The sequence below is a fragment of the Buchnera sp. (in: enterobacteria) genome, assembly GCF_056343165.1.
In genome coordinates, this window is sequence record NZ_JBWHTS010000001.1 from 99570 (window position 1) to 121271 (window position 21702).

Genomic DNA, 21702 nt, shown 5'->3' on the forward strand with positions numbered 1-21702 from the left:
ATCTTTAAGAAGAGAAAAAAGATCTTTCTTTTAAAATCTTAATTTTAATATTAAGATGTGTTATCTTAAATGAAATATTAATACTATTTAACATTTTAGATTTAGAAAAAGGTTTTTTAATATGTTGAGTTTAAAAAAATTTGATGTCATTGTTATTGGAGCAGGACATGCTGGAACTGAAGCAGCTACAGCTTCTGCAAGAATGGGTTGTAAAACATTATTATTAACTCAAAAAATTACAGACTTAGGTGTTTTATCATGTAATCCAGCAATTGGTGGAATTGGGAAAAGTCATTTAGTAAAAGAAATAGATGCATTAGGTGGGATAATGGCAGAGGCTATTGATTATGCGGGTATTCAATTTAGAATATTAAATTCTAGCAAAGGTCCTGCTGTAAGATCTACCAGAGCTCAAGCGGATAGATTTCTTTATCATAAAACCGTGAAACGAATATTAAAAAAACAACAAAATTTATTAATTTTAGAAGAAGAAGTTAAAGATTTAATTTTTAAAAATTATGCTGTTATTGGTGTATTGACACAAAATGATAGTAGTTTTCATTCAAGATCAGTTGTATTAGCAACAGGTACTTTTTTAGGTGGTAAAATACACATAGGATTAAATAGTTATTCTGCCGGTAGAATAGGAGGTAAATCTTCTATCGATTTATCTGTTCGTTTAAGAGAATTATCTTTAAGAGTTAATAGATTAAAGACAGGAACACCACCTCGAATTGATATTAATAGTATTAATTTTCATGATTTGTTTATTCAAAAAAGCGATGTGCCTCTCCCAGTTTTTTCGTTTATGGGGGATGTTTCAAATCATCCTAAACAAATATCATGCTATCTTACACATACTAATGAAAAAACGCATGAGATAATACGTAAAAATTTGCATCAGAGTCCCATATATACAGGTTTTTTAAAAGGTTTAGGACCTCGATATTGTCCTTCTATTGAAGATAAAATTGTACGTTTTCCTGATAGAAAATCACATCAAATATTTTTAGAGCCTGAAGGTTTGTCTAGTGTTAAAATATATCCTAATGGTATTTCAACTAGTCTTCCATTAGCGATTCAAGAAAAAATAGTGACTTCTATAAAAGGTTTAGAGAATGCTAAAATTATAAGTCCTGGATATGCTATTGAATATGATTTTTTTGATCCTAAAGATCTAAATTTGACTTTAGAAAGCAAGTTAATTAAAGGATTGTTTTTTGCCGGTCAAATTAATGGTACTACTGGATATGAGGAAGCTGCTTCGCAAGGATTATTAGCTGGTTTGAATGCAGCTTTACATTCAATGAATTCTAAAGGTTGGTTTCCTAGACGCGATCAAGCTTATCTTGGTGTTTTAATTGATGATCTTACTACTCAAGGTACAAAAGAACCATATCGAATGTTTACTTCACGTGCTGAATATCGATTGATATTAAGAGAAGATAATGCTGATTTACGGTTAACTGAAATTGGTCGAAAATTTGGTTTAATAAGTAATTCGAGATGGATCCGTTATAATGAAAAAGTCTTAAATATTAAAACAGAAATGAATCGCTTAAAAAATATTAACATAATTCCCTTGTCATCTGACGCTAATACTTTAAAGGAATTATGTGATGTTAGTTTGATTAAAGAAAAAAATATGATTGAATTATTAAAACAACCAGAAGTTAGATATAAAAATTTGCAGTGTTTAGGAGTATTTGGAACAGGTATTTCTGATTTAGAAGCTATAGAACAGGTAGAAAATGAAATTAAATATGAAGGTTATATTAAGAGACAATCAGAAGAAATTAAACGACAGTTAAAAAATGAAAATACTTTTTTATCGCCCACTTGTGATTACAATAAAATAAAAGGTTTATCTTCTGAAGTTGCTAAAAAATTAAATGATTATAAACCTGTTTCTATTGGTCAAGCATCACGAATTTCTGGTATTACACCTGCTGCTATATCAATTTTATTAGTTTATTTAAAAAAAGAATCTTATAAGTATTTTTTCTAAATCTATTTTTTTAAAATTAATTTTTTTGTCTTTTAAATATTAAAATTTGATTTTAGTTCATTTGAATGAAATACATGATAATTTTTTAATTCAATACTATACTTTCATAGTAACTGTTTGCTGAATGTATTTTTTTTATTGTATAATCTTTTTTAAAATTATAAAAAATGAGAAAAATCTATGATTTTAGAAAAGATATCTGATCCTCAAAAATATATTAGTCATCATTTAAATCATTTGCAGGTAGATTTACGTGATTTTAAAATTATTAAACCAGGGACTTTTTCTTCTTATTATTGGACTTTAAATATTGATTCAATAATTTTTTCTCTTATACTAGGTAGTTTTTTTTTAAGCGTTTTTTATATTATAGGGAAAAATTTTACTAAAAGTGTACCCAGTAAGTTACAGACTGCGATTGAATTAATTTTTGAATTTGTGCATTCGAACGTAAAGAGTATGTATCAAGGTAAAAATTCTCTTATTGCACCTCTTTCATTAACAATTTTTGTTTGGGTTTTTTTAATGAATCTAATGGATTTAGTTCCAATTGATTTTTTCCCGTTTTTTTCTGAAAAAGTATTCGAATTGCCAGCTATGCGAATTGTACCTTCTGCTGATATTAATATCACTTTGTCTATGTCACTTGGTGTGTTTATTTTGATTTTGTTTTATACTATTAAAATGAAAGGATACATAGGTTTTTTCAAAGAACTCACTTTACAACCTTTTAACCATCCTGTATTTTTTATTTTTAATTTTATACTAGAATTTGTGTCACTGCTTTCTAAACCAATTTCTTTAGGATTGCGATTGTTTGGAAACATGTATGCAGGAGAAATGATTTTTATTTTAATTGCAGGTTTACTTCCATGGTGGTCACAATTTTTTTTAAATGTACCATGGGCTATTTTTCATATTTTAATAATCTCATTACAGGCTTTTATTTTTATGGTATTAACTATTGTCTATTTATCAATGGCTTCTGAATCTCATAAAAATTAAAACTTATTGTATATTTTATTAAAAATTGGGAGTTTTTGATGGAAAATTTAAATGTTGACATGCTTTATATAGCAGTATCTATAATGGTTGGATTAGCATCAATTGGAGCAGCAATCGGTATTGGAATTTTAGGTAGTAAATTTTTAGAAGGAGCTGCTAGACAACCTGATTTAGTTCCTTTGTTAAGAACACAGTTTTTTGTTGTTATGGGGTTAGTTGATGCCATTCCAATGATTGCAGTGGGTTTAGGTTTATACATGTTGTTTGCTATTTCATAAACTTTTTTATTGTGTTTTTTGTAAAAAATATAGATAGTAGACTACTACATTTTAGATTACTAACTATATAATGAAATCTTTACGTTTTTTTAGATAGCGTAAAGATTAATTTTATTTTACATAAAAGTAAAAGGTGCATTATTGTGAATCTTAATGCGACAATTCTTGGACAAGCTATTTCATTTATTTTATTTGTCTGGTTCTGTATGAAATATATTTGGCCTCCAATTATTTCAGCAATTGAAACTAGACAAAAAGAGATTAAAGAATCATTATTTAATGCAAAAAAAGCTCGAGATGAATTATCTATTATTAAGGAAAAAATGGATCAAAATATCATCATAGCTAAAGCAAAAGCATCTGATATTTTAAATGAAGCAAATAAAGAAAGAGTATTAATTTTAGAAGAAGCGAGAAAAAATGCTTTAAAAGAGAGTAAAAAAATTCTTTTAGACGCTCAGTCGGAAATTGAAATTTCTATTATACGTGCACGTGAAAATTTGCATAAAGAAATAGTAGATCTGTCTATTTCTATAGCAGAGAAAATCATTAAAAAAAATATCTCTAAAGATGACAATCAAAATTTATTAGATCAATTGGTTATTTCTTTATCACAGGTAAAACATTAATGTCAGTATCAGATACTATTTCTAGACCTTATGCTCAAGCAATTTTTGAAACTGCCATTCAAAATAATACAATTGAAGAATGGAAAAATATTTTAATTTTTATTAAAATGATTGCTTCTTATAAAAAAGTTCGAAATTTTTTATCAGGTTCACTTTCGCCTAAATATTTATCATCAGTATTTATTACCATCAGCGCGGATATAGTGAATGAAAATGCAAAAAATTTAATAAAACTTTTAGCTGAAAACCAACGTTTTAAAATATTAGATGATATATTGCAAAAATTTTTAAGATTGGAATCTTATTACAAGAAAATTATAATTATTGAATTGAGATCTGCATTCTCTTTAAAAGAAAAACAAATTAGCAAAATACGAAAAATATTAGAAAAATTCTTTTTAAGAAAAGCTAAATTTATATGTAAAGTTGATCCCAACATACTTGATGGTATAATTTTAAAGGTGAATGATACTGTTTTAGACTTATCTATTCAAAATTATCTTAAACAGTTATCTGATTCTTTAAATTTTTAAGAGAATAATAATATATGAGATTAAATTCTACAGAAATCAGTAAATTAATTAAAGAAAGAATAGCTCAATTTGAAGTTTTTAATCAATCATATAACGAAGGCTCTATTATTTCTGTAAGTGATGGGATTATAAGAATTAATGGTCTTTCTAATGTTATGTTAGGGGAAATGATTTTATTGCCTAATAATGAATATGCAATTGCTTTAAATATAGAAAGAGATACAATTGGAGCCGTAGTTATGGGTCCCTATGTTCATATAACTGAGGGGACTAAAGTAAGATGTACAGGAAAAATATTGGAAGTCCCAGTTGGTTATAATTTTTTAGGTCGAGTGGTGAATGCATTAGGCTCTCCTATAGATGGAAAAAACTCTATAAAAAATGATAGTTATTGTCCAGTAGAGGCAGATGCACCTGGAGTCATTGACCGAGAATCAATTAATCAGCCAATACAAACAGGTTACAAAGTTATTGATGCAATGATTCCTATTGGTCGAGGACAACGTGAGTTGATTATCGGTGATAGACAAACCGGTAAAACCGCACTTGCAATAGATACGATTATTAATCAGAAAAATTCAGGTATTAAATGTGTTTATGTTGCTATCGGACAAAAACTTTCTACAATTATTAACGTTGTTAAAAAATTAGAAGAAAATGATTCTTTATTTAATACAATTGTAGTAGTAGCTTCTGCTTCAGAAGCAGCATCTTTGCAATATTTATCACCATATTCTGGTTGTGCAATAGCGGAATTTTTCCGAAATCAAGGGGAAGATGTTTTGATTATTTATGATGATCTTTCAAAACATGCAATAGCTTACCGTCAAATTTCTCTACTATTGCGCAGGCCACCCGGTAGAGAGGCTTTTCCAGGAGATATTTTTTATCTTCATTCTCGTTTGTTAGAAAGAGCATCTCGAATTTCTGCAGACTGTGTGCAGAAGATGACTAAAAATAAAGTTATTGGGAAAACAGGTTCAATTACAGCTTTACCTATTATTGAAACACAATCTGGAGATGTTTCAGCTTTTGTTCCTACTAATGTTATTTCTATTACTGATGGTCAGATTTTTTTAGAATCAAGTTTATTTAATTCAGGCATCCGTCCTGCTGTAAATCCTGGTATATCTGTTTCTCGTGTAGGAAGCGCGGCTCAAACTAAAATAATTAAAAAACTTTCTTCTGGAATTCGGACAGCATTAGCACAGTATCAAGAACTTGCGGCATTTTCGCAATTTTCATCTGATTTAGACGATGCAACTAGAAAACAGTTAAATCATGGTCAAAAGATTACAGAATTATTAAAACAAAAACAATATTCGCCTATTTCTATAGCAGAGCAAGGTCTTATACTTTTTATTGCAGAAAATAATTTTCTTGATGATGTTTCTACAGATAAAATAATTAGGTTTGAGCAAGAAATACTAATTTATGCTAACAACTATTATTCTGAATTAATAGATGAAATCAATAAAACAGGTGATTTTAACACTTCTATAAAAAATAAATTTATAAAATTAATTACTGATTTTAAAAAAAACAAATTTTAAAAAAATATAATTAATAAGTTGAAAGAGAAAAAAGTGACTAGTACAAAAGAAATAAGAAATCAAATTTTTAGTGTCATTAATACAAAGAAAATTACTAAAGCCATGGAAATGGTAGCAGTTTCTAAAATGAGAAAAACTGAAGAAAGAATGAAAGCTAGTCGACCATATGCTGATATTATCAGAAAAGTTATTGAACATGTTGCACAAGGAAATTTAGAATATAAACATAGTTATTTAGAAGAAAGACAGACTAAACGTGTTGGTATTATCGTTGTATCTACTGATAGAGGATTGTGCGGAAGCTTAAATACTAATCTTTTTAAACAAGTACTATTTAAAATCCAGAATTTTACTCAAAAAAATGTGCCGTGTGATTTAATATTATTTGGTTTAAAAAGTTTATCTGTATTTAAATTATGTGGAACTAATATTCTTGCAGAAGTAACGAATTTAGGAGAAAATCCTAAATTAGAAGAATTAATTCATTCTGTTACAATTGCATTAAAAGCATATCAAAAAAGACAGATTGATAAAATCTTTCTTGCCTATAATAAATTTCATAATAAAATGTTACAACTTCCTAAAATTGTTCAGCTACTTCCTTTTTGCAAAAAAAAACTCAAAAATATAAGTATTCATAATTGGGATTATTTATATGAACCTGAATCTAAAATAATTTTAGATATTCTTTTTAATCGATATATTGAATCTCAAGTATATCAAAGTATTTTAGAAAATATAGCGAGTGAACAAGCTGCTCGCATGATTGCTATGAAAACAGCAACAGATAATAGTAGTAATCGTATTAAAGAATTACAATTAGTCTATAACAAGGTTCGTCAGGCTAATATTACTCAAGAATTAACTGAAATTGTTGCAGGTGCATCAGCAGTTTCAATTGATTAAAAATTAGTTAGAGGTTTGAAAATAATGGTTACTGGAAAAATCATCCAAATTATTGGTGCTGTAGTGGATGTAGAGTTTAATCAAGATTCAGTACCAAAAATATACAACGCCTTAGAAGTGAAAAATAAGCAATATAAACTAATTTTAGAGGTTCAACAACAATTAGGTGCAGGTGTCGTACGAACTATCGCTATGGGTTCATCTAATGGTTTAAAACGAGGTTTATTGGTTACTGATCTTGGACATTATATAAAAGTGCCAGTAGGAGAAGCAACATTAGGTCGTATAATTAATGTATTAGGTGAAACCATAGATAATAAAGGGGCACTAAAAAGTAATAATACTGCCGAAATTGAATACTGGGAAATTCATCGTTCTCCTCCAAGTTATCAAGAACAAGCTAGCTCTAGGGAAATATTAGAAACAGGCATAAAAGTAATTGATTTAATTTGTCCTTTTTCTAAAGGGGGGAAAGTTGGTTTGTTTGGAGGTGCAGGTGTAGGTAAAACAGTTAACATGATGGAATTGATTCGCAATATTGCTGTAGAACATGCAGGTTACTCAGTATTTACTGGAGTAGGTGAAAGAACTCGGGAAGGAAATGATTTTTATCATGAAATGAATGATTCTAAAGTTTTGGATAAAGTTGCTCTTGTATACGGACAAATGAATGAACCTCCAGGAAATAGATTAAGAGTAGCTTTTACAGGTCTTACTATTGCAGAAAAATTTCGTGATGAAGGAAAAGATGTTTTATTATTTATTGATAATATATATCGTTATACATTAGCAGGCACAGAAGTTTCTGCTTTACTTGGTCGAATGCCATCTGCAGTAGGTTATCAACCAACTTTGGCAGAAGAAATGGGTTTACTTCAGGAAAGAATTACATCAACAAAAAAAGGTTCAATTACTTCAGTTCAAGCTGTATATGTTCCTGCTGATGATTTAACAGATCCTTCGCCTGCAACAACGTTTGCACATTTAGATTCTACTGTCACATTAAGTCGTCAAATAGCATCGTTAGGAATTTATCCAGCCATTGATCCTTTAAATTCAACTAGTCGTCAATTAGATCCTCATATTGTAGGAGATGAGCATTATGAAACGGCATTAGGTGTTCAGTCAATATTACAAAGATATCAAGAACTAAAAGATATCATTGCCATTTTAGGTATGGATGAACTTGCAGAAAAAGATAAATTATTAGTGTCAAGAGCGCGTAAAATACAAAGATTTTTATCTCAGCCATTTTTTGTTGCGGAAGTTTTTACTGGTTTTCCAGGTAAATATGTTTCATTAAAAGACAATATTCGTGCTTTTAAAGGAATTATAGAAGGTGAATTTGATTCTTTACCGGAACAAGCATTTTATATGGTAGGTACTATTGAAGAAGTTATAGAAAAATCCAAAAAATTATAGTTTTTTAAAATGCACGGGATGTATTTATGAAATTTTATTTAGATGTAGTCAGTGTAAAAAAACGTATATTTTCTGGATTTGTAAAAAAAATACGAGTATCGGGAAGTGAAGGAGAACTTGGTATTTATCCCGGACATACTCAACTGTTGAGTATCATTAAACCTGGAATAGTATATCTTGCTCATTATGCAGATAAAAAAGAAGAATGTATTTATATATCAGGAGGAATACTAGAAGTGCAGCCTTCTATTGTATCTATTTTAGCGGATACTGCTATTCGTGCTATTGATTTAGATCGCAGCCGTATTTTAAAAACGAAAAAAAACGCTGAAGAATACATTAAGAATCAAGATATTAAAAATAAAAAAAGTGACATTTTATTACAAATTTCTAAAGAAATTGCAAAGTTAAGAGTTCTTGAAATGATGGATAAATTTAAATGAAACACTTTTTTCGCGGCTGGTTTTTCCTGCCGCAAATATTTTTAAATATTAGATTAAGAGTAAAAAATTTTCTAAATATCGATGTTTTCTGCTTTTAAAGCATTTTTTTCTATAAATTTTCTTCTGGGTTCTACTGCATCGCCCATAAGAGTATTAAATAAATGATCAGCAGAGACTGCATCTTTGATAGTTACTTGAAACATATTTCTAGTTTCAGGATTCATTGTTGTATTCCACAGTTGTTCTGGATTCATTTCTCCTAGTCCTTTATATCGTTGTATCAATATACCACGTTTAGATTGTTTAATTAACCATTCCAGCGTATTTTTTATATTATCTATTTTGTATATATATCCGGATTTTTCTATTAGCACTTTATTTATAATATATTTTTTAAATTTTTGACCTAAATTAGTAATAGATAAGTATTCTTTACTTTTTAAAAAGTCTTCTTTAAAATCATATTGCATGTGATATGCATATCTAGAAATTTTTATAGTTGGTTCAAATATATTTTTATCAAAATTTTTTTTGATTTTTGCTGAATAATAAGTATTGCTTGTGTCTTTTTTATTAAGTTTTTCTGCTAATTGATTGATCCAATCTTCTACTGTTTGCATATCCTTTAAACTAGATAAATTGGCATGGTAAATTAGTTCTTCACATACTGGTTTTGGAAAATAATATTTACTTTTATTCATTACAATTTGGATAAAATTATATTCAGATATGATTTTTTTAAATTCTTTAACATCATTATTGATATTAATATTTTTTGTGCTTTTTAAAACAATATCTTTTAAAGCATTTTTCATTTGATATTTATTCATTTCTATATCATTTTTAATGTATTCTTCTTTTTTTCCTTTTTTTAATTTATACAACGGTGGTTGTGCTATATAAATATATCCTTTCTCAATTAACTCGGGTAGTTGACGATAAAAAAAAGTTAAAAGCAGTGTACGAATATGGGCGCCATCTACATCGGCATCAGTCATGATAATAATATGATGATATCTTAATTTATCTACATTATATTCATTTTTTCCGATTCCACATCCTAATGCAGTGATAAGTGAAGCAACTTCTTGAGATAGAATCATTTTATCAAATTTTGATTTTTCAACGTTTAATATTTTTCCTTTAAGAGGAAGAATGGCTTGATTTTTTCTATTTCTTCCTTGTTTAGCAGAACCACCTGCTGAATCACCTTCTACTAAATAAATTTCTGAAAATTCGGGATTATTTTCTTGACAGTCAGATAATTTTCCAGGTAAAGCACCTAGATCTAGTAGATTCTTTCTTTTGTTTATTTCTCTAGATTTTCGTGCTGCCTCTCTAATTTTAGCTGCATTAATAATTTTTTGAATAATAGATTTTGAATCAGAAGGGTTTTCTAAAAGATATTCAATAAGATTTTCATTAATTAGTGATTCTATAACTGATCTTGCTTCAGAAGAAACGAGTTTATCTTTAGTTTGAGATGAAAATTTTGGATTAGGTATTTTAATCGATATAATAGCTGTTAATCCTTCACGTACATCTTCACCTATTATAGTAGTTTTTTGTTTTTTATTGTATCCTTCTCTTTCTATATGTAGATTTAATGTTCGTGTCATACCTGAACGAAATCCAGCTAAATGGGTTCCACCGTCTTTTTGTGGTATATTATTCGTAAAGCATAATATATTCTCTCGGTGAGAATTATTCCATTGCATTGCAATTTCTAACTCTATTTGATCTTTGATAGATCGAAAGTAAAAAATACGTGAATTGATAGGTGTTTTTTTTTCATTTAAAAATTTAATAAATGCTTTAATACCACCTTTATATTGATAACAATTTTGAGTGTTAGTTCGATGATCTTCTAAATGAATTGCGATGTTTGAATTAAGAAAAGATAGTTCGCGTAAACGTTTAGATAAAATTTCATATTCAAATTTTATATTATTAGTAAATGTTTTATAACTTGGCCAGAATCTTATATATGTACCTGTTAGATTAGTTTTTCCAACAATAGAAAGAGGCTTTTCTGGTTTACCATTTCTATATATTTGTTGGTATTTTTTTTTATTTTTATAAATTATTAATTCTAGTTTTTCTGATAAGGCATTGACAACTGATATTCCGACACCGTGTAATCCTCCTGATATTTGGTATGAAGAATTGTCAAATTTACCTCCAGAATGTAATACTGTCATTATTACTTCTGCAGCTGAAATATTTTCTTCAGGATGAATATCTGTAGGTATTCCTCTTCCATTGTCTTTTACAGAAACCGAGTTGTCTACATGAATAGTTACTATTATTTCCTTGCAATAACCTGATAGTGCTTCATCTATAGAATTATCTACTATTTCAAAAACCATATGATGCAATCCGCTACCATCATCTGTATCACCAATATACATCCCTGGTCTTTTACGGACAGCATCTAATCCTCTTAAAATTTTAATATTAGAAGAGTTGTACATATTTTTCATAACTTTTCCTATTATTTTTAAAAAATTGAATAATAATTAATTATTAGTAATTTGTCGTTTAAAAGAAAAAAAATTCAAATAATTTTAAATTATTCATTATATTATATAGTGTATTTAAAAAATTTTTAACGTTTTAATAACATGACAACATATAATGTTGACGAATCATTTTCTGCTTCAATTTGAATTGAATTATTAGAATTGTTTAAAAATAAAAAAACATTTTCACTATTGATGGAATTCAATATTTCTAATATATAATATACATTAATTGATATTTCTACTTTATTTCCGGTATAATCTATATTAAATTTGTCTTCTGCTGTTTCCTCTTCTTGATTATCAGATAATACTTTAAATTGATTATTACTGATACGTATTTCTACTCCGCAAAACTTTTCATGTGATAGAATGGCAGCACGCGATAGTGATTTTTTTAATAATTTACAGTTAAAAGTAATACGGTTGCTTTTTGTTTTAAGCAAGACACTTGTGTAATCAGGATATTGCCCTTCAATCAATTGCGCGGTAAAAACTAGATCTTCTATGTATACTCTAATATTATTTTTCCCAACTAAAATTCGTATTAATTGTTTTTGAATATTTAATAATCTATTTAATTCGATAACTCCTTTTCTTGGAATTAATATTGAGAAAGGAACTATGTTTTCTTTTAAAGGAGTTTTTGAAATTCCAAGCCGATATCCATCTGTAGCCACTGTATGAAGTAATTTATCTCTATTTTCTAATAACATACCATTAAGGTAATATCGTACATCTTGTTTACCCATAGAAAATTGAGTTTTTTCTATCATTTCTTTCAAAATATTTGAAGATATAAAAAACTCTGAAATATGATTGAATTTATGATGGTTAGGAAAATTATCAGCAGGTAAAGTGTTAAGTATATAATTGCTATTATCAGAAATAATATGCAGTTTATTTTTTTTTAATTGTACTTTTATATTTGATAAATCCAATGAGTTTCGACAAATATCTAAAAGTTTTCGACCTGAAATCGTTATGGTTCCTGGTATATTTTTTATTGATAGTTTAATAGTAGCAATTAATTCTATTTCTAAATTCGTTGCTGTTAATGATAAGATTCCATTTTTTACAGTAATTAATATATTTTCTAAAATAGGATAATCATGATTTTTTGTAAGTAAGCGATTTATTTTTTGTAAGTTTTTAATTAAAATATTATTATTTATAATAAATTTCATATATGATCACATTGATAGAGTTTTAATTAAATTTGAAAAATCTTTTTTAATATCGTGATTTTCTTTTTGTAATTGTTCAATTTTACGACATGCGTGCAGTACTGTTGTATGATCTCTGCCGCTGAAAGCATCTCCAATTTCAGGTAGACTATGATTAGTTAATTTTTTTGCCATTGCCATTGCCATTTGTCTTGGACGTGCTATTGAACGTGAACGTTTTTTTGATAATAGATCAGCAACTTTAATTTTATAATATTCTGAAACTGTTTTTTGAATGTTATCAATAGTAATAATTTTATCTTGTAAATTTAGTATATCTCGAAGTGCCTCACGAACAAAATCTATAGTAATAGCGCGATGTGTAAAACGAGAATCAACAATAACTCTATTAAGAGCACCTTCTAATTCTCGTACATTAGAACGCAAGTTTTTTGCAATAAAAAAAGCTACTTCATTAGATAATATAATATTACTTTCATCAGCTTTTTTTATGAGAATAGCAACTCTAGTTTCTATTTCCGGCGGATCTATAGCAACAGTAAGCCCCCAACTAAATCTTGACTTCAGACGATCTTCTACCCCATTTATTTCTTTGGGATAACGATCAGAAGTTAATATAATTTGTTGATTCCCCTCCAGTAAAGCATTAAATGTATGAAAAAATTCTTCTTGTGAACGTTCTTTATGTGCAAAAAATTGAATATCGTCAATTAATAATGCATCAAAAGAGCGATAATATAATTTAAATTTTTCAATAGAATTATTTTTTAATGCTTTTACCATATCTTGTACAAAACGTTCAGAGTTCATAAAAATAATTTTAATATCATATTTATATGATAAGATTTCATTTCCTATAGCATGAAGTAAATGTGTTTTTCCTAATCCTGTTGGACCATATAAAAACAATGGATTATATGAATTGCCAAGATTTTTTGCTGCTTGAAATGCTGCAGATCTTGCAAGTTGATTTGATTTTCCTTCTATAAAGTTTTTAAAATTATGTTTTTTGTTAATATTAGATCGATAAGATAAATTTTTAAATGATGGGATCTTAGACCAAATTGATTTCTTATCATTGTTTTGAGAATTTTTCGAAATATTTTTTTTGAGTTTTTTTTCTTTATAAATTTGATATATTTCAAATTTTATCAATGGAGAATTAGCACCACAAAAATCTTGCAGTATTTTTTTAAAATGAATTGAATATTTATCTTTGACCCAATCTAAAACAAATTTATTTGGAGCATATATTTCTAAAATGTTATTGTTTAGTTTGGCCTTCAGAGAGCATATCCACATACTAAACTCTGTATTTGGTAGCTCATTCTGTAACCGGTCAAGACACTGTTTCCAAAGACAAAGTGACACGGTAGACTCCAATCAGACACAATTAATAAAAAAATAAAATTTAAAAGTTATTATTTTTTATACGTTTACTTTGATATATATAATTTTAATTTTATATAAGTTTTTTACATAAAATTATATTTTTTACATTAAAATCTATACAATCTAAGATTGGTGAGTATAACGAAAAGGATATAATATATTTTTTTGAGATATTTTTTTATCTAAAGGAGTGATTTTTAGATGTATCATTAAATTTATAAATAAACATATAGTTATCATATCAGAATACAAAATTAAAAATATTTTTTTAGATAAGTCAATATTAAATTCATTTTAATTAGCAATACATTTATTAATGTTTTTTCTATAATTAATGATTTAAATAAAGTTAATTGACTATATCATTTAGAATAATTACTCTTAGTAAAAGTAAATCTTAAAAATCATATTCCACGAAAAAATAGTAAGGTAAATATTAAAATGAAACGAACTTTTCAACCATCAATATTAAAGCGTAATCGTTCTCATGGATTTAGAATTCGAATGGCAACAAAAAATGGTCGTTATATTTTATCACGAAGACGTGCTAAATTAAGAACTCGTTTAACTGTTTCTAATAAATAGTAGGTTACTATTGTGTTTAATTATTTTTTTAAAAAAAAATTAAGATTATCTAATTCTGCGAGTTTTCAAGATGTTTTTAGCAAGCCTTTTAAAAAAAAAAATACTTTGGAAATAAGTATTTTAGGACGTTTTAATTTCTTAGAATATCCTAGATTGGGTCTTAGTATACCCCGCAAGAATATTAAACATGCTCATAATCGAAATTTAATTAAAAGATTAATTCGAGAAACTTTTCGTTTGTTGCAATATAAATTGCTTTTAATGGATTTTGTGGTTATAGCAAAAAAAAACATTCTTTGTCTAAATAATGAAAAAATTATAAATATGCTAAATAGTTTATGGTTGAATTATTATAGATAATTTTATTTTTCAACTAAAAATATCTTCAGATTTGCATGATTGAATATTTTTTATTCTATATGTTTTAATTACATTATCTCGTTTAATGTCATTCTAATGATTCTAGTTTAATTCAAGTAATATCATTGAAATGTAGATAAAAAAATTATTTACCTTTACATGTTAAAGATAAAAGTGAATATTAATTATGGAAGTACAGCGTAATTTTTTTATTTTTACTTTTTTATTTGTTTCTTTTTTGCTTTGGCAAGCGTGGCAAAATCAATCATTTTTAAATAAAAAAACAAATGAAAAAATAGTTCCAACGGTTCATTTTATTGATGAAAAAAAAAATGAAAAACAAATTTTTATTAAGAACAACGTAATCAGTTTAATTGTTAATATGTATGGTGGAGATATAGAAGAGGCGTCTTTGCTTGCATATAAAGATAAATTGTATTCATCTAAACCTTTTAAATTACTTGAAACTACATCTGATTTTATTTATCAGGCACAAAGTGGATTAATTGGAAAAGACGGTCCTGATAATTCAGGAAATAATAGTAGACCATTATATTCTTCTAATAAAAATTTTTTTTCTTTAAAAGATAACGAAAAAGAATTACGTGTTCCTATAAAATGGGTTGATAAAAATGGTGTTATTTATATAAAAACTTTTATTCTTAAACCAAATAGATATGATATCGAAATAGAATATAATATTTGTAATTTAAGTAAAGAGATTTTAAAATTAAATATGTTTGGACAGATAAAACAAACAGTAAAATTACCTGAAAAACGTAATATTTATAGCAGTAATTTTGCACTTCAAACTTTTCGTGGTGCAGCTTATTCAAGTACGGAAGACAAATATGAAAAATATAAGTTTGATTTGATTTCCAAAAACAAAAATTTGCATGTTGTGACTGAGAATGGTTGGATTGCAATGTTACAACAATATTTCGCTGTTGCTTGGATTCCTCAGAATTCAGGTCAAAATACAATATATACATCTAATTTAGATCATGATGTCGCTGCAATTGGATACAAGTCTCCTTTAATCAATATTTTACCTAATTCTAGTTCTATTATAAAATCAAAGTTATGGATTGGTCCTGAAATACAAAACGAAATGAAATTAGTTGCTCCGAATTTAGATTTAACAGTTGATTATGGTTGGCTTTGGTTTTTATCTCAACCATTATTTAAATTGTTAACTATATTATATAATATTGTAGGTAATTGGGGTTTTTCGATTGTTTTAATTACTTTTATCATGAAGGCTATAACTTATCCTTTAACAAAGTCACAGTATATTTCTATGACAAAAATGCGTGCTTTGCAACCAAAAATCAAGGAGATAAAAGAAAAATTTTCAAATGATAAACAGCGTATTAGTCAAGAAATGATAGTTTTATATAAAAAAGAGAAAATAAATCCTTTAGGTGGATTTTTACCTATTTTTATTCAAATGCCGATTTTCTTATCTCTGTATTATATGCTAATAGGATCTGTTGAATTGCGTCATGCTCCTTTTTTATTCTGGATTCATGATTTATCCAGTCAGGATCCATATTATGTATTACCTTTAATAATGGGTCTAACAATGTTTTTTATTCAAAAAACATCATCTGCTAGTCATGTTTCTGATCCACTTCAAAAAAAGATTATGAATTTTATGCCCGTAATTTTTACAGCATTTTTTCTATGGTTTCCTTCAGGATTAGTTTTATATTATACAATCAGTAATTTAGTAACTATTATACAACAAAAGTTCATTTTATCTAAGTTAGAAAAAAATAGATAAATTTTGCATTTAACTATTAAGTAATTAATTTTTAAAATTTTTTAATATCTGATTGACATGAAGAAAATATTTTATGATTTATAATGAAACCATTGTTGCTCAAGTAACTTGTCCAGGGAAAAGTGCTGTTGGTATATTAAGAATATCTGGTTTCCAAGCAAAAACAGTAGCTATGAGAATTTTAGGAAAAGTTCCTTTAGAAAGATTTGCTACTTATTCAAATTTTTTAGATGAACATTCTAGGGTATTAGATAGAGGTATATCTTTATGGTTTCCTGCTCCTCGTTCATTAACAGGTGAAGATGTCTTAGAATTGCAAGGACATGGAAGTCCATTGATAATGGATTTGTTAATAAAAAGAATTTTATCTATTCATAACGTTAGAATGGCTAAACCAGGTGAATTTTCTGAGCGTGCTTTTTTAAATGGAAAGATGGATTTGATTCAAGCAGAATCTATAGATGATTTAATTAACTCAGAAACGGAATCATCTGTTCGTGCTTCATTAAATTCATTACAAGGAAACTTTTCTTTTTTTATCAAAGAATTAATGAATTTAATTATTGAATTGCGTGTTAACATAGAATCGAATATAGATTTCTCCGAAGAAGAAATTAATATTAGCATTAAAAATATAGTTGATATAAAGTTTAAAGAATTACAAGATAAATTCTTAAAATTAAAAAATATAACTTTAGAAGGTAGTTTATTAAGAGAAGGAAGGAAAATAGTAATTACCGGTCCTCCTAATGCGGGTAAATCAAGTTTATTAAATATTTTATCGTATTCTGATAGAGCTATAGTAACTGATATACCTGGCACTACACGAGATCTTCTGTATGAAAATATCAATATTAATGGTATTGCATGTGAATTAATTGATACTGCAGGTTTACGTGATACAAATAATAAAGTAGAACGTATTGGAATCATTCGTGCTTGGGAAATGATTAGAAAATCTGATCATATTCTGTTTGTTATTGATAAAAGAATCGGGAAGTTAAAACAAAAGGAAATATGCAATGAATTTATAAGAAAAATTTCTAATGATTCTATTCCAATAACCTTTGTTTTAAATAAAAATGATTTATTAAACGATAAGTTTGGTATAGAAAATATAGATGGTTTTTCATTTATAAGCATATCAGCACGTACTGGTGAAGGTATTACAAAATTACGTGAACATATCATAAAAATTGAAAAAAATATAAATAAAGAAAGTATTTTTATTGCTCGTCGTCGTCATGTCAATCAACTTGATTTAGCATATAAAGAGTTTTCAATCGCACTAAATAACTGGAAAAAACTTGAGAATATTGAATATTTAGCAGAATCTTTAAGTGTTATAAATAGATTTTTAGGTGAAATCACAGGCGAGTTTACTTCTGAAGATTTACTAAATCATATTTTTTCTAGTTTTTGTATCGGAAAATAAATTTTAATATGCCCGGAGGCGGAATTGAACCACCGACACGGGGATTTTCAGTCCCCTGCTCTACCAACTGAGCTATCCGGGCTTTTTTTATATTAAATCATCAAATATAAAACATTGTCAATATTTTTTATTACTAAAATAATACTGTGTGTGTTTATCTTTTATATTATATTGATTAATAATTAATTTTGAATTTTCATCAAGCGTAAAATTTCACGAATAAAATAATAAAAAAGTAATTTTACCCTTGAAAGTTTTAATAAAGATCCCTATATTTAAAATAACAGAATATATTAAATTTAATTAAAAAATAATTTTTTAAAATAGTTTAAAAAGATTATTTACAGGAGCATTATCATATGAAAATTCGTCCATTGCATGATCGTGTACTTGTTAAACGTCAAGAAATTGAATCGAAATCTGCAGGTGGTATTGTACTAACAGGTTCTGCTGCAGGAAAATCAACTCGAGGAACAGTAACTGCTGTCGGAAAAGGTCGTGTTTTAGATAATGGGGAAATCAAACCATTAGATGTTAAAGTTGGTGACGTTGTTATTTTTAATGAAGGTTATGGTGCAAAAACAGAAAAAATTGATAATGAAGAATTGTTAATTTTAACTGAAAGTGACATTTTAGCAATTGTTGAATAGTAAACTAACAGCAAACTATATGCTATATCCACTAAAAAAATTTATTTAAGGGAATGTCAAATGGCCGCTAAAGATGTAAAATTTGGAAACGAAGCTCGAATTAAAATGCTTCGTGGCGTTAATGTTTTAGCAGATGCAGTTAAAGTAACTTTAGGTCCAAAAGGTAGAAATGTTGTTCTAGACAAATCTTTTGGTGCTCCTAGTATTACTAAAGATGGTGTATCAGTAGCCCGTGAAATCGAATTAGAAGATAAATTTGAAAATATGGGAGCTCAAATGGTAAAAGAGGTTGCATCAAAAGCAAACGATGCAGCCGGTGACGGTACTACAACAGCAACATTATTAGCACAATCTATAGTAAATGAAGGATTAAAAGCAGTTGCAGCTGGCATGAATCCAATGGATCTAAAACGTGGAATCGACAAAGCTGTTATTAGTGCTGTAGAAGAGTTAAAAAACTTATCTGTACCATGTTCTGATTCTAAAGCAATAACACAAGTTGGCACTATTTCTGCAAATGCAGATGAGAAAGTGGGTTCTTTAATTGCTGAAGCAATGGAAAAAGTTGGTAATGATGGAGTAATTACAGTAGAAGAAGGAACTGGTCTACAAGATGAACTTGAAGTTGTTAAAGGAATGCAATTTGATCGAGGTTATTTATCGCCATATTTTATCAATAAACCAGAAACGGGTATTGTTGAACTAGAAAATCCATACATTTTAATGGTTGATAAAAAAATATCTAATGTTCGTGAAATGTTGCCAATATTAGAATCTGTTGCAAAATCAGGAAAACCATTATTAATTATTTCGGAAGATCTAGAAGGTGAAGCTTTAGCTACTTTAGTAGTAAATTCCATGAGAGGAATTGTAAAAGTAGCTGCTGTGAAAGCGCCTGGATTTGGTGATCGCCGAAAAGCAATGTTACAAGATATTTCAATTCTTACTGGTGGTGTCGTCATTTCCGAAGAATTAGCTATGGAATTAGAAAAGTCTACTTTAGAAGATTTAGGACAAGCAAAACGTGTTGTTATTAGTAAAGATACTACAACTATAATTGGTGGTGTAGGAGAAAAACACTCAATTCAAAGTCGTATCAGTCAAATTCGTCAAGAAATTCAAGAAGCCACTTCTGACTATGATAAAGAAAAATTAAATGAGCGTTTAGCTAAATTATCAGGAGGAGTTGCAGTACTTAAAGTAGGTGCAGCTACAGAAGTAGAAATGAAGGAAAAGAAAGCTCGTGTTGAAGATGCATTACATGCTACTCGTGCAGCAGTAGAAGAAGGTGTAGTTGCTGGCGGTGGTGTTGCATTAGTACGTGTAGCAGGAAAAATATCTAATCTACGTGGTCAAAATGAAGATCAAAATGTAGGTATTCGCGTTGCTTTACGCGCCATGGAAGCTCCGTTACGTCAAATCGTGTCTAATTCTGGTGAGGAGCCATCTGTAGTTACTAATAACGTAAAAGATGGGAAAGGTAATTATGGTTATAATGCTGCCACTGATGAATATGGTGACATGATAGATTTTGGAATTTTAGACCCTACTAAAGTTACACGTTCTGCTTTACAATATGCTGCTTCTGTTGCTGGTTTAATGATAACAACAGAATGTATGGTAACTGATTTACCAAAAGAAGATAAATCTTCTGATGCCAGTTCTTCTCCTGCAGGAGGAATGGGTGGTATGGGCGGAATGATGTAATAAGATATTATTCTAAGCATGAAATTTTTAAATTAATTTTAAAATATGTTTCCTCAGAATAATTATTCTGAGGAAATTTCTTATTATTTTCTTAAAATTTTATAATAAAATTGATTTATTATTAATTAAAATATTAGTCTTATAAATTTAAATGTGTATTTATTACAAGTAATTTTAAATAAAATTATGTTTTAATTATTAAAACTTAATAAATCAATATTGAAATTAATATTTATTTTTTCATTTTTCTATGTATTTTATCAGATATAAAAGTTTAAGTATTTGACACAATTTAGTATTTAAAATAATTTATTATTCTAATGTCCGATTTTTATTTAAAAATTATTGGATTTAATTTTTGACTTTTTTACATGCAAGCTATATTAGTTTATTTATTTCAAACGTGAAAAAATTTCTTAAAATTTGGATCTACCATTTATCACATAATTAAATTTAATAGAAAAAAATTTTAAATTTAATTTTTTTAATACATTTTTTAGATGAAAAAATGTATTTTTTATTTTTAATGACTGATAATAAATTATCAAAGATCAAAAATTAAAAAATTCTTTAATTTATATTTTATAAAAATTTTACATGTTTCATGTTTTTTTAAAAAATATAGTATAAAAAATAAAATTTTTTTATTTAGATTACAAATTTTTTAATTACTGTAAAATAACAATTTTATATAATTGATTATCTCTTATAAAAATAGAGGTTTATATATGAGAGTTTATCACGCTAACAATTTTCGTTCCGGTTGCAAGATTATTTTTGAAAATGAACCGTGTTTAATAGAATCTAGTGAATTTGTTAAGCCTGGAAAAGGTCAGTCTTTTGTGCGTGTAAAATTACGAAAGTTGTTAACAAAACAACTTATAGAAAAAACATTCAAATCTACAGACTCTTTAGAGATAGCTGATATTACAGAATATACACTTTGTTATTTATATAACGATGGTTATTTTTGGTATTTTATAAATAACAACACTTTTGAGGAATTATCAGTAGAAAAAAAAATTATCGGTACTTACAAAAAATGGTTATCGGAGCAAGATACGTGTACTATAACTCTATGGAATAATCAACCAATTTCAATTACATTAAATAATTTTGTAAATCTTTTAGTTGTAGATGTGCAAGCAACTCTTAAAGGTGATACTATTAATACTAGTAGTACTAAATTAGCTACATTAAGTACAGGTGCTATTGTCAAAGTTCCCTTGTTTATCCAAGTTGGCTCATTAATTAAAGTAGATACCAGATCTGGTGAATATGTATCTAGATTAAAATAAAAA

General features: G+C 27.5%; 19 protein-coding genes and 1 tRNA gene. 16 read left to right on the forward strand and 4 right to left on the reverse strand.

Annotated features, from left to right (window positions below):
- The first annotated feature begins 121 nt into the window (after positions 1–121).
- The 9 genes from mnmG (at position 122) to ACTP5B_RS00635 (ending at position 8777) form a co-directional block, all read left to right on the forward strand.
- Positions 122–2008 (forward strand): tRNA uridine-5-carboxymethylaminomethyl(34) synthesis enzyme MnmG, encoded by a 1887-nt coding sequence (gene mnmG, locus ACTP5B_RS00595; RefSeq protein ID WP_464829086.1) that lies wholly within the window; start codon positions 122–124, stop codon positions 2006–2008.
- A 180-nt stretch (positions 2009–2188) separates the two neighbouring features.
- Positions 2189–3013 (forward strand): F0F1 ATP synthase subunit A, encoded by an 825-nt coding sequence (atpB, locus tag ACTP5B_RS00600; protein WP_464829088.1) that lies wholly within the window; start codon positions 2189–2191, stop codon positions 3011–3013.
- Between the two features lie 38 nt (positions 3014–3051).
- Positions 3052–3291, forward strand: a complete 240-nt coding sequence (gene atpE / locus ACTP5B_RS00605) for a F0F1 ATP synthase subunit C (protein ID WP_464829089.1) — start codon at positions 3052–3054, stop codon at positions 3289–3291.
- A 143-nt stretch (positions 3292–3434) separates the two neighbouring features.
- Positions 3435–3920: a F0F1 ATP synthase subunit B gene (locus ACTP5B_RS00610; RefSeq protein WP_464829091.1), complete on the forward strand. Its 486-nt coding sequence runs from the start codon at positions 3435–3437 to the stop codon at positions 3918–3920.
- A complete protein-coding gene (locus ACTP5B_RS00615) occupies positions 3920–4453 on the forward strand; it encodes a F0F1 ATP synthase subunit delta (protein ID WP_464829093.1) in 534 nt (177 codons plus the stop codon). The genes ACTP5B_RS00610 and ACTP5B_RS00615 overlap by 1 nt, the downstream gene beginning before the upstream one ends.
- 14 nt (positions 4454–4467) lie before the next feature.
- Positions 4468–6006: a F0F1 ATP synthase subunit alpha gene (atpA, locus tag ACTP5B_RS00620; protein WP_464829095.1), complete on the forward strand. Its 1539-nt coding sequence runs from the start codon at positions 4468–4470 to the stop codon at positions 6004–6006.
- A gap of 33 nt (positions 6007–6039) precedes the next feature.
- Complete coding sequence (gene atpG / locus ACTP5B_RS00625; protein WP_464829097.1) at positions 6040–6912, forward strand: F0F1 ATP synthase subunit gamma; 873 nt, start codon at positions 6040–6042, stop codon at positions 6910–6912.
- A gap of 24 nt (positions 6913–6936) precedes the next feature.
- The gene (gene atpD / locus ACTP5B_RS00630; protein WP_464829099.1) at positions 6937–8334 is read left to right on the forward strand and encodes a F0F1 ATP synthase subunit beta; all 1398 of its coding nucleotides are present in this window, start codon (positions 6937–6939) and stop codon (positions 8332–8334) included.
- Between the two features lie 26 nt (positions 8335–8360).
- Complete coding sequence (locus ACTP5B_RS00635) at positions 8361–8777, forward strand: F0F1 ATP synthase subunit epsilon (RefSeq protein ID WP_464829100.1); 417 nt, start codon at positions 8361–8363, stop codon at positions 8775–8777.
- Between the two features lie 71 nt (positions 8778–8848).
- On the opposite strand, the gene gyrB is transcribed toward ACTP5B_RS00635, so the two are convergent.
- The 3 genes from gyrB to dnaA form a co-directional block, all read right to left on the reverse strand.
- Positions 8849–11260 carry a DNA topoisomerase (ATP-hydrolyzing) subunit B gene (gyrB, locus tag ACTP5B_RS00640; protein ID WP_464829102.1) on the reverse strand — a complete coding sequence of 804 codons (2412 nt, stop codon included), beginning with the start codon at positions 11258–11260 and terminating at the stop codon, positions 8849–8851.
- Between the two features lie 125 nt (positions 11261–11385).
- The gene (gene dnaN / locus ACTP5B_RS00645; protein WP_464829104.1) at positions 11386–12486 is read right to left on the reverse strand and encodes a DNA polymerase III subunit beta; all 1101 of its coding nucleotides are present in this window, start codon (positions 12484–12486) and stop codon (positions 11386–11388) included.
- 6 nt (positions 12487–12492) lie between these two features.
- Complete coding sequence (gene dnaA / locus ACTP5B_RS00650) at positions 12493–13857, reverse strand: chromosomal replication initiator protein DnaA (RefSeq protein WP_464829106.1); 1365 nt, start codon at positions 13855–13857, stop codon at positions 12493–12495.
- 462 nt (positions 13858–14319) lie between these two features.
- Here dnaA and rpmH point away from each other — a divergent pair, with 462 nt between their 5' ends.
- The 4 genes from rpmH to mnmE all read left to right on the forward strand — a co-directional run bounded on the left by rpmH (position 14320) and on the right by mnmE (position 18044).
- Positions 14320–14463 carry a 50S ribosomal protein L34 gene (rpmH, locus tag ACTP5B_RS00655; protein WP_464829108.1) on the forward strand — a complete coding sequence of 48 codons (144 nt, stop codon included), beginning with the start codon at positions 14320–14322 and terminating at the stop codon, positions 14461–14463.
- Between the two features lie 12 nt (positions 14464–14475).
- A complete protein-coding gene (gene rnpA, locus ACTP5B_RS00660) occupies positions 14476–14823 on the forward strand; it encodes a ribonuclease P protein component (RefSeq protein ID WP_464829110.1) in 348 nt (115 codons plus the stop codon).
- A gap of 187 nt (positions 14824–15010) precedes the next feature.
- Positions 15011–16609, forward strand: a complete 1599-nt coding sequence (yidC, locus tag ACTP5B_RS00665) for a membrane protein insertase YidC (protein ID WP_464829112.1) — start codon at positions 15011–15013, stop codon at positions 16607–16609.
- Between the two features lie 73 nt (positions 16610–16682).
- Positions 16683–18044 (forward strand): tRNA uridine-5-carboxymethylaminomethyl(34) synthesis GTPase MnmE, encoded by a 1362-nt coding sequence (gene mnmE / locus ACTP5B_RS00670; protein WP_464829113.1) that lies wholly within the window; start codon positions 16683–16685, stop codon positions 18042–18044.
- A gap of 9 nt (positions 18045–18053) precedes the next feature.
- Here mnmE and ACTP5B_RS00675 read toward each other — a convergent pair.
- A tRNA-Phe gene (locus ACTP5B_RS00675) sits at positions 18054–18126 on the reverse strand.
- Between the two features lie 277 nt (positions 18127–18403).
- Here ACTP5B_RS00675 and ACTP5B_RS00680 point away from each other — a divergent pair.
- From ACTP5B_RS00680 to efp, 3 genes are all read left to right on the forward strand, one after another.
- Positions 18404–18694: a co-chaperone GroES gene (locus ACTP5B_RS00680; protein WP_464829114.1), complete on the forward strand. Its 291-nt coding sequence runs from the start codon at positions 18404–18406 to the stop codon at positions 18692–18694.
- Between the two features lie 60 nt (positions 18695–18754).
- Positions 18755–20401 (forward strand): chaperonin GroEL, encoded by a 1647-nt coding sequence (gene groL, locus ACTP5B_RS00685; protein ID WP_464829116.1) that lies wholly within the window; start codon positions 18755–18757, stop codon positions 20399–20401.
- A 728-nt stretch (positions 20402–21129) separates the two neighbouring features.
- Entirely contained in the window at positions 21130–21699 is a 570-nt protein-coding gene (gene efp, locus ACTP5B_RS00690; RefSeq protein WP_464829118.1) for an elongation factor P, read from the forward strand.
- Positions 21700–21702 lie beyond the last annotated feature (3 nt).

What these genes read in the sequence shown, in the direction of transcription:
- mnmG (WP_464829086.1), top strand. Translation starts at nt 122, where the DNA reads ATGTTGAGTTTAAAAAAATTTGATGTCATTGTTATTGGAGCAGGACAT.
- atpB (WP_464829088.1), top strand. Translation starts at nt 2,189, where the DNA reads ATGATTTTAGAAAAGATATCTGATCCTCAAAAATATATTAGTCATCAT.
- atpE (WP_464829089.1), top strand. Translation starts at nt 3,052, where the DNA reads ATGGAAAATTTAAATGTTGACATGCTTTATATAGCAGTATCTATAATG.
- ACTP5B_RS00615 (WP_464829093.1), top strand. Translation starts at nt 3,920, where the DNA reads ATGTCAGTATCAGATACTATTTCTAGACCTTATGCTCAAGCAATTTTT.
- atpA (WP_464829095.1), top strand. Translation starts at nt 4,468, where the DNA reads ATGAGATTAAATTCTACAGAAATCAGTAAATTAATTAAAGAAAGAATA.
- atpD (WP_464829099.1), top strand. Translation starts at nt 6,937, where the DNA reads ATGGTTACTGGAAAAATCATCCAAATTATTGGTGCTGTAGTGGATGTA.
- ACTP5B_RS00635 (WP_464829100.1), top strand. Translation starts at nt 8,361, where the DNA reads ATGAAATTTTATTTAGATGTAGTCAGTGTAAAAAAACGTATATTTTCT.
- gyrB (WP_464829102.1), bottom strand. Translation starts at nt 11,260, where the DNA reads ATGAAAAATATGTACAACTCTTCTAATATTAAAATTTTAAGAGGATTA.
- dnaN (WP_464829104.1), bottom strand. Translation starts at nt 12,486, where the DNA reads ATGAAATTTATTATAAATAATAATATTTTAATTAAAAACTTACAAAAA.
- rpmH (WP_464829108.1), top strand. Translation starts at nt 14,320, where the DNA reads ATGAAACGAACTTTTCAACCATCAATATTAAAGCGTAATCGTTCTCAT.
- yidC (WP_464829112.1), top strand. Translation starts at nt 15,011, where the DNA reads ATGGAAGTACAGCGTAATTTTTTTATTTTTACTTTTTTATTTGTTTCT.
- mnmE (WP_464829113.1), top strand. Translation starts at nt 16,683, where the DNA reads ATGATTTATAATGAAACCATTGTTGCTCAAGTAACTTGTCCAGGGAAA.
- ACTP5B_RS00680 (WP_464829114.1), top strand. Translation starts at nt 18,404, where the DNA reads ATGAAAATTCGTCCATTGCATGATCGTGTACTTGTTAAACGTCAAGAA.
- groL (WP_464829116.1), top strand. Translation starts at nt 18,755, where the DNA reads ATGGCCGCTAAAGATGTAAAATTTGGAAACGAAGCTCGAATTAAAATG.
- efp (WP_464829118.1), top strand. Translation starts at nt 21,130, where the DNA reads ATGAGAGTTTATCACGCTAACAATTTTCGTTCCGGTTGCAAGATTATT.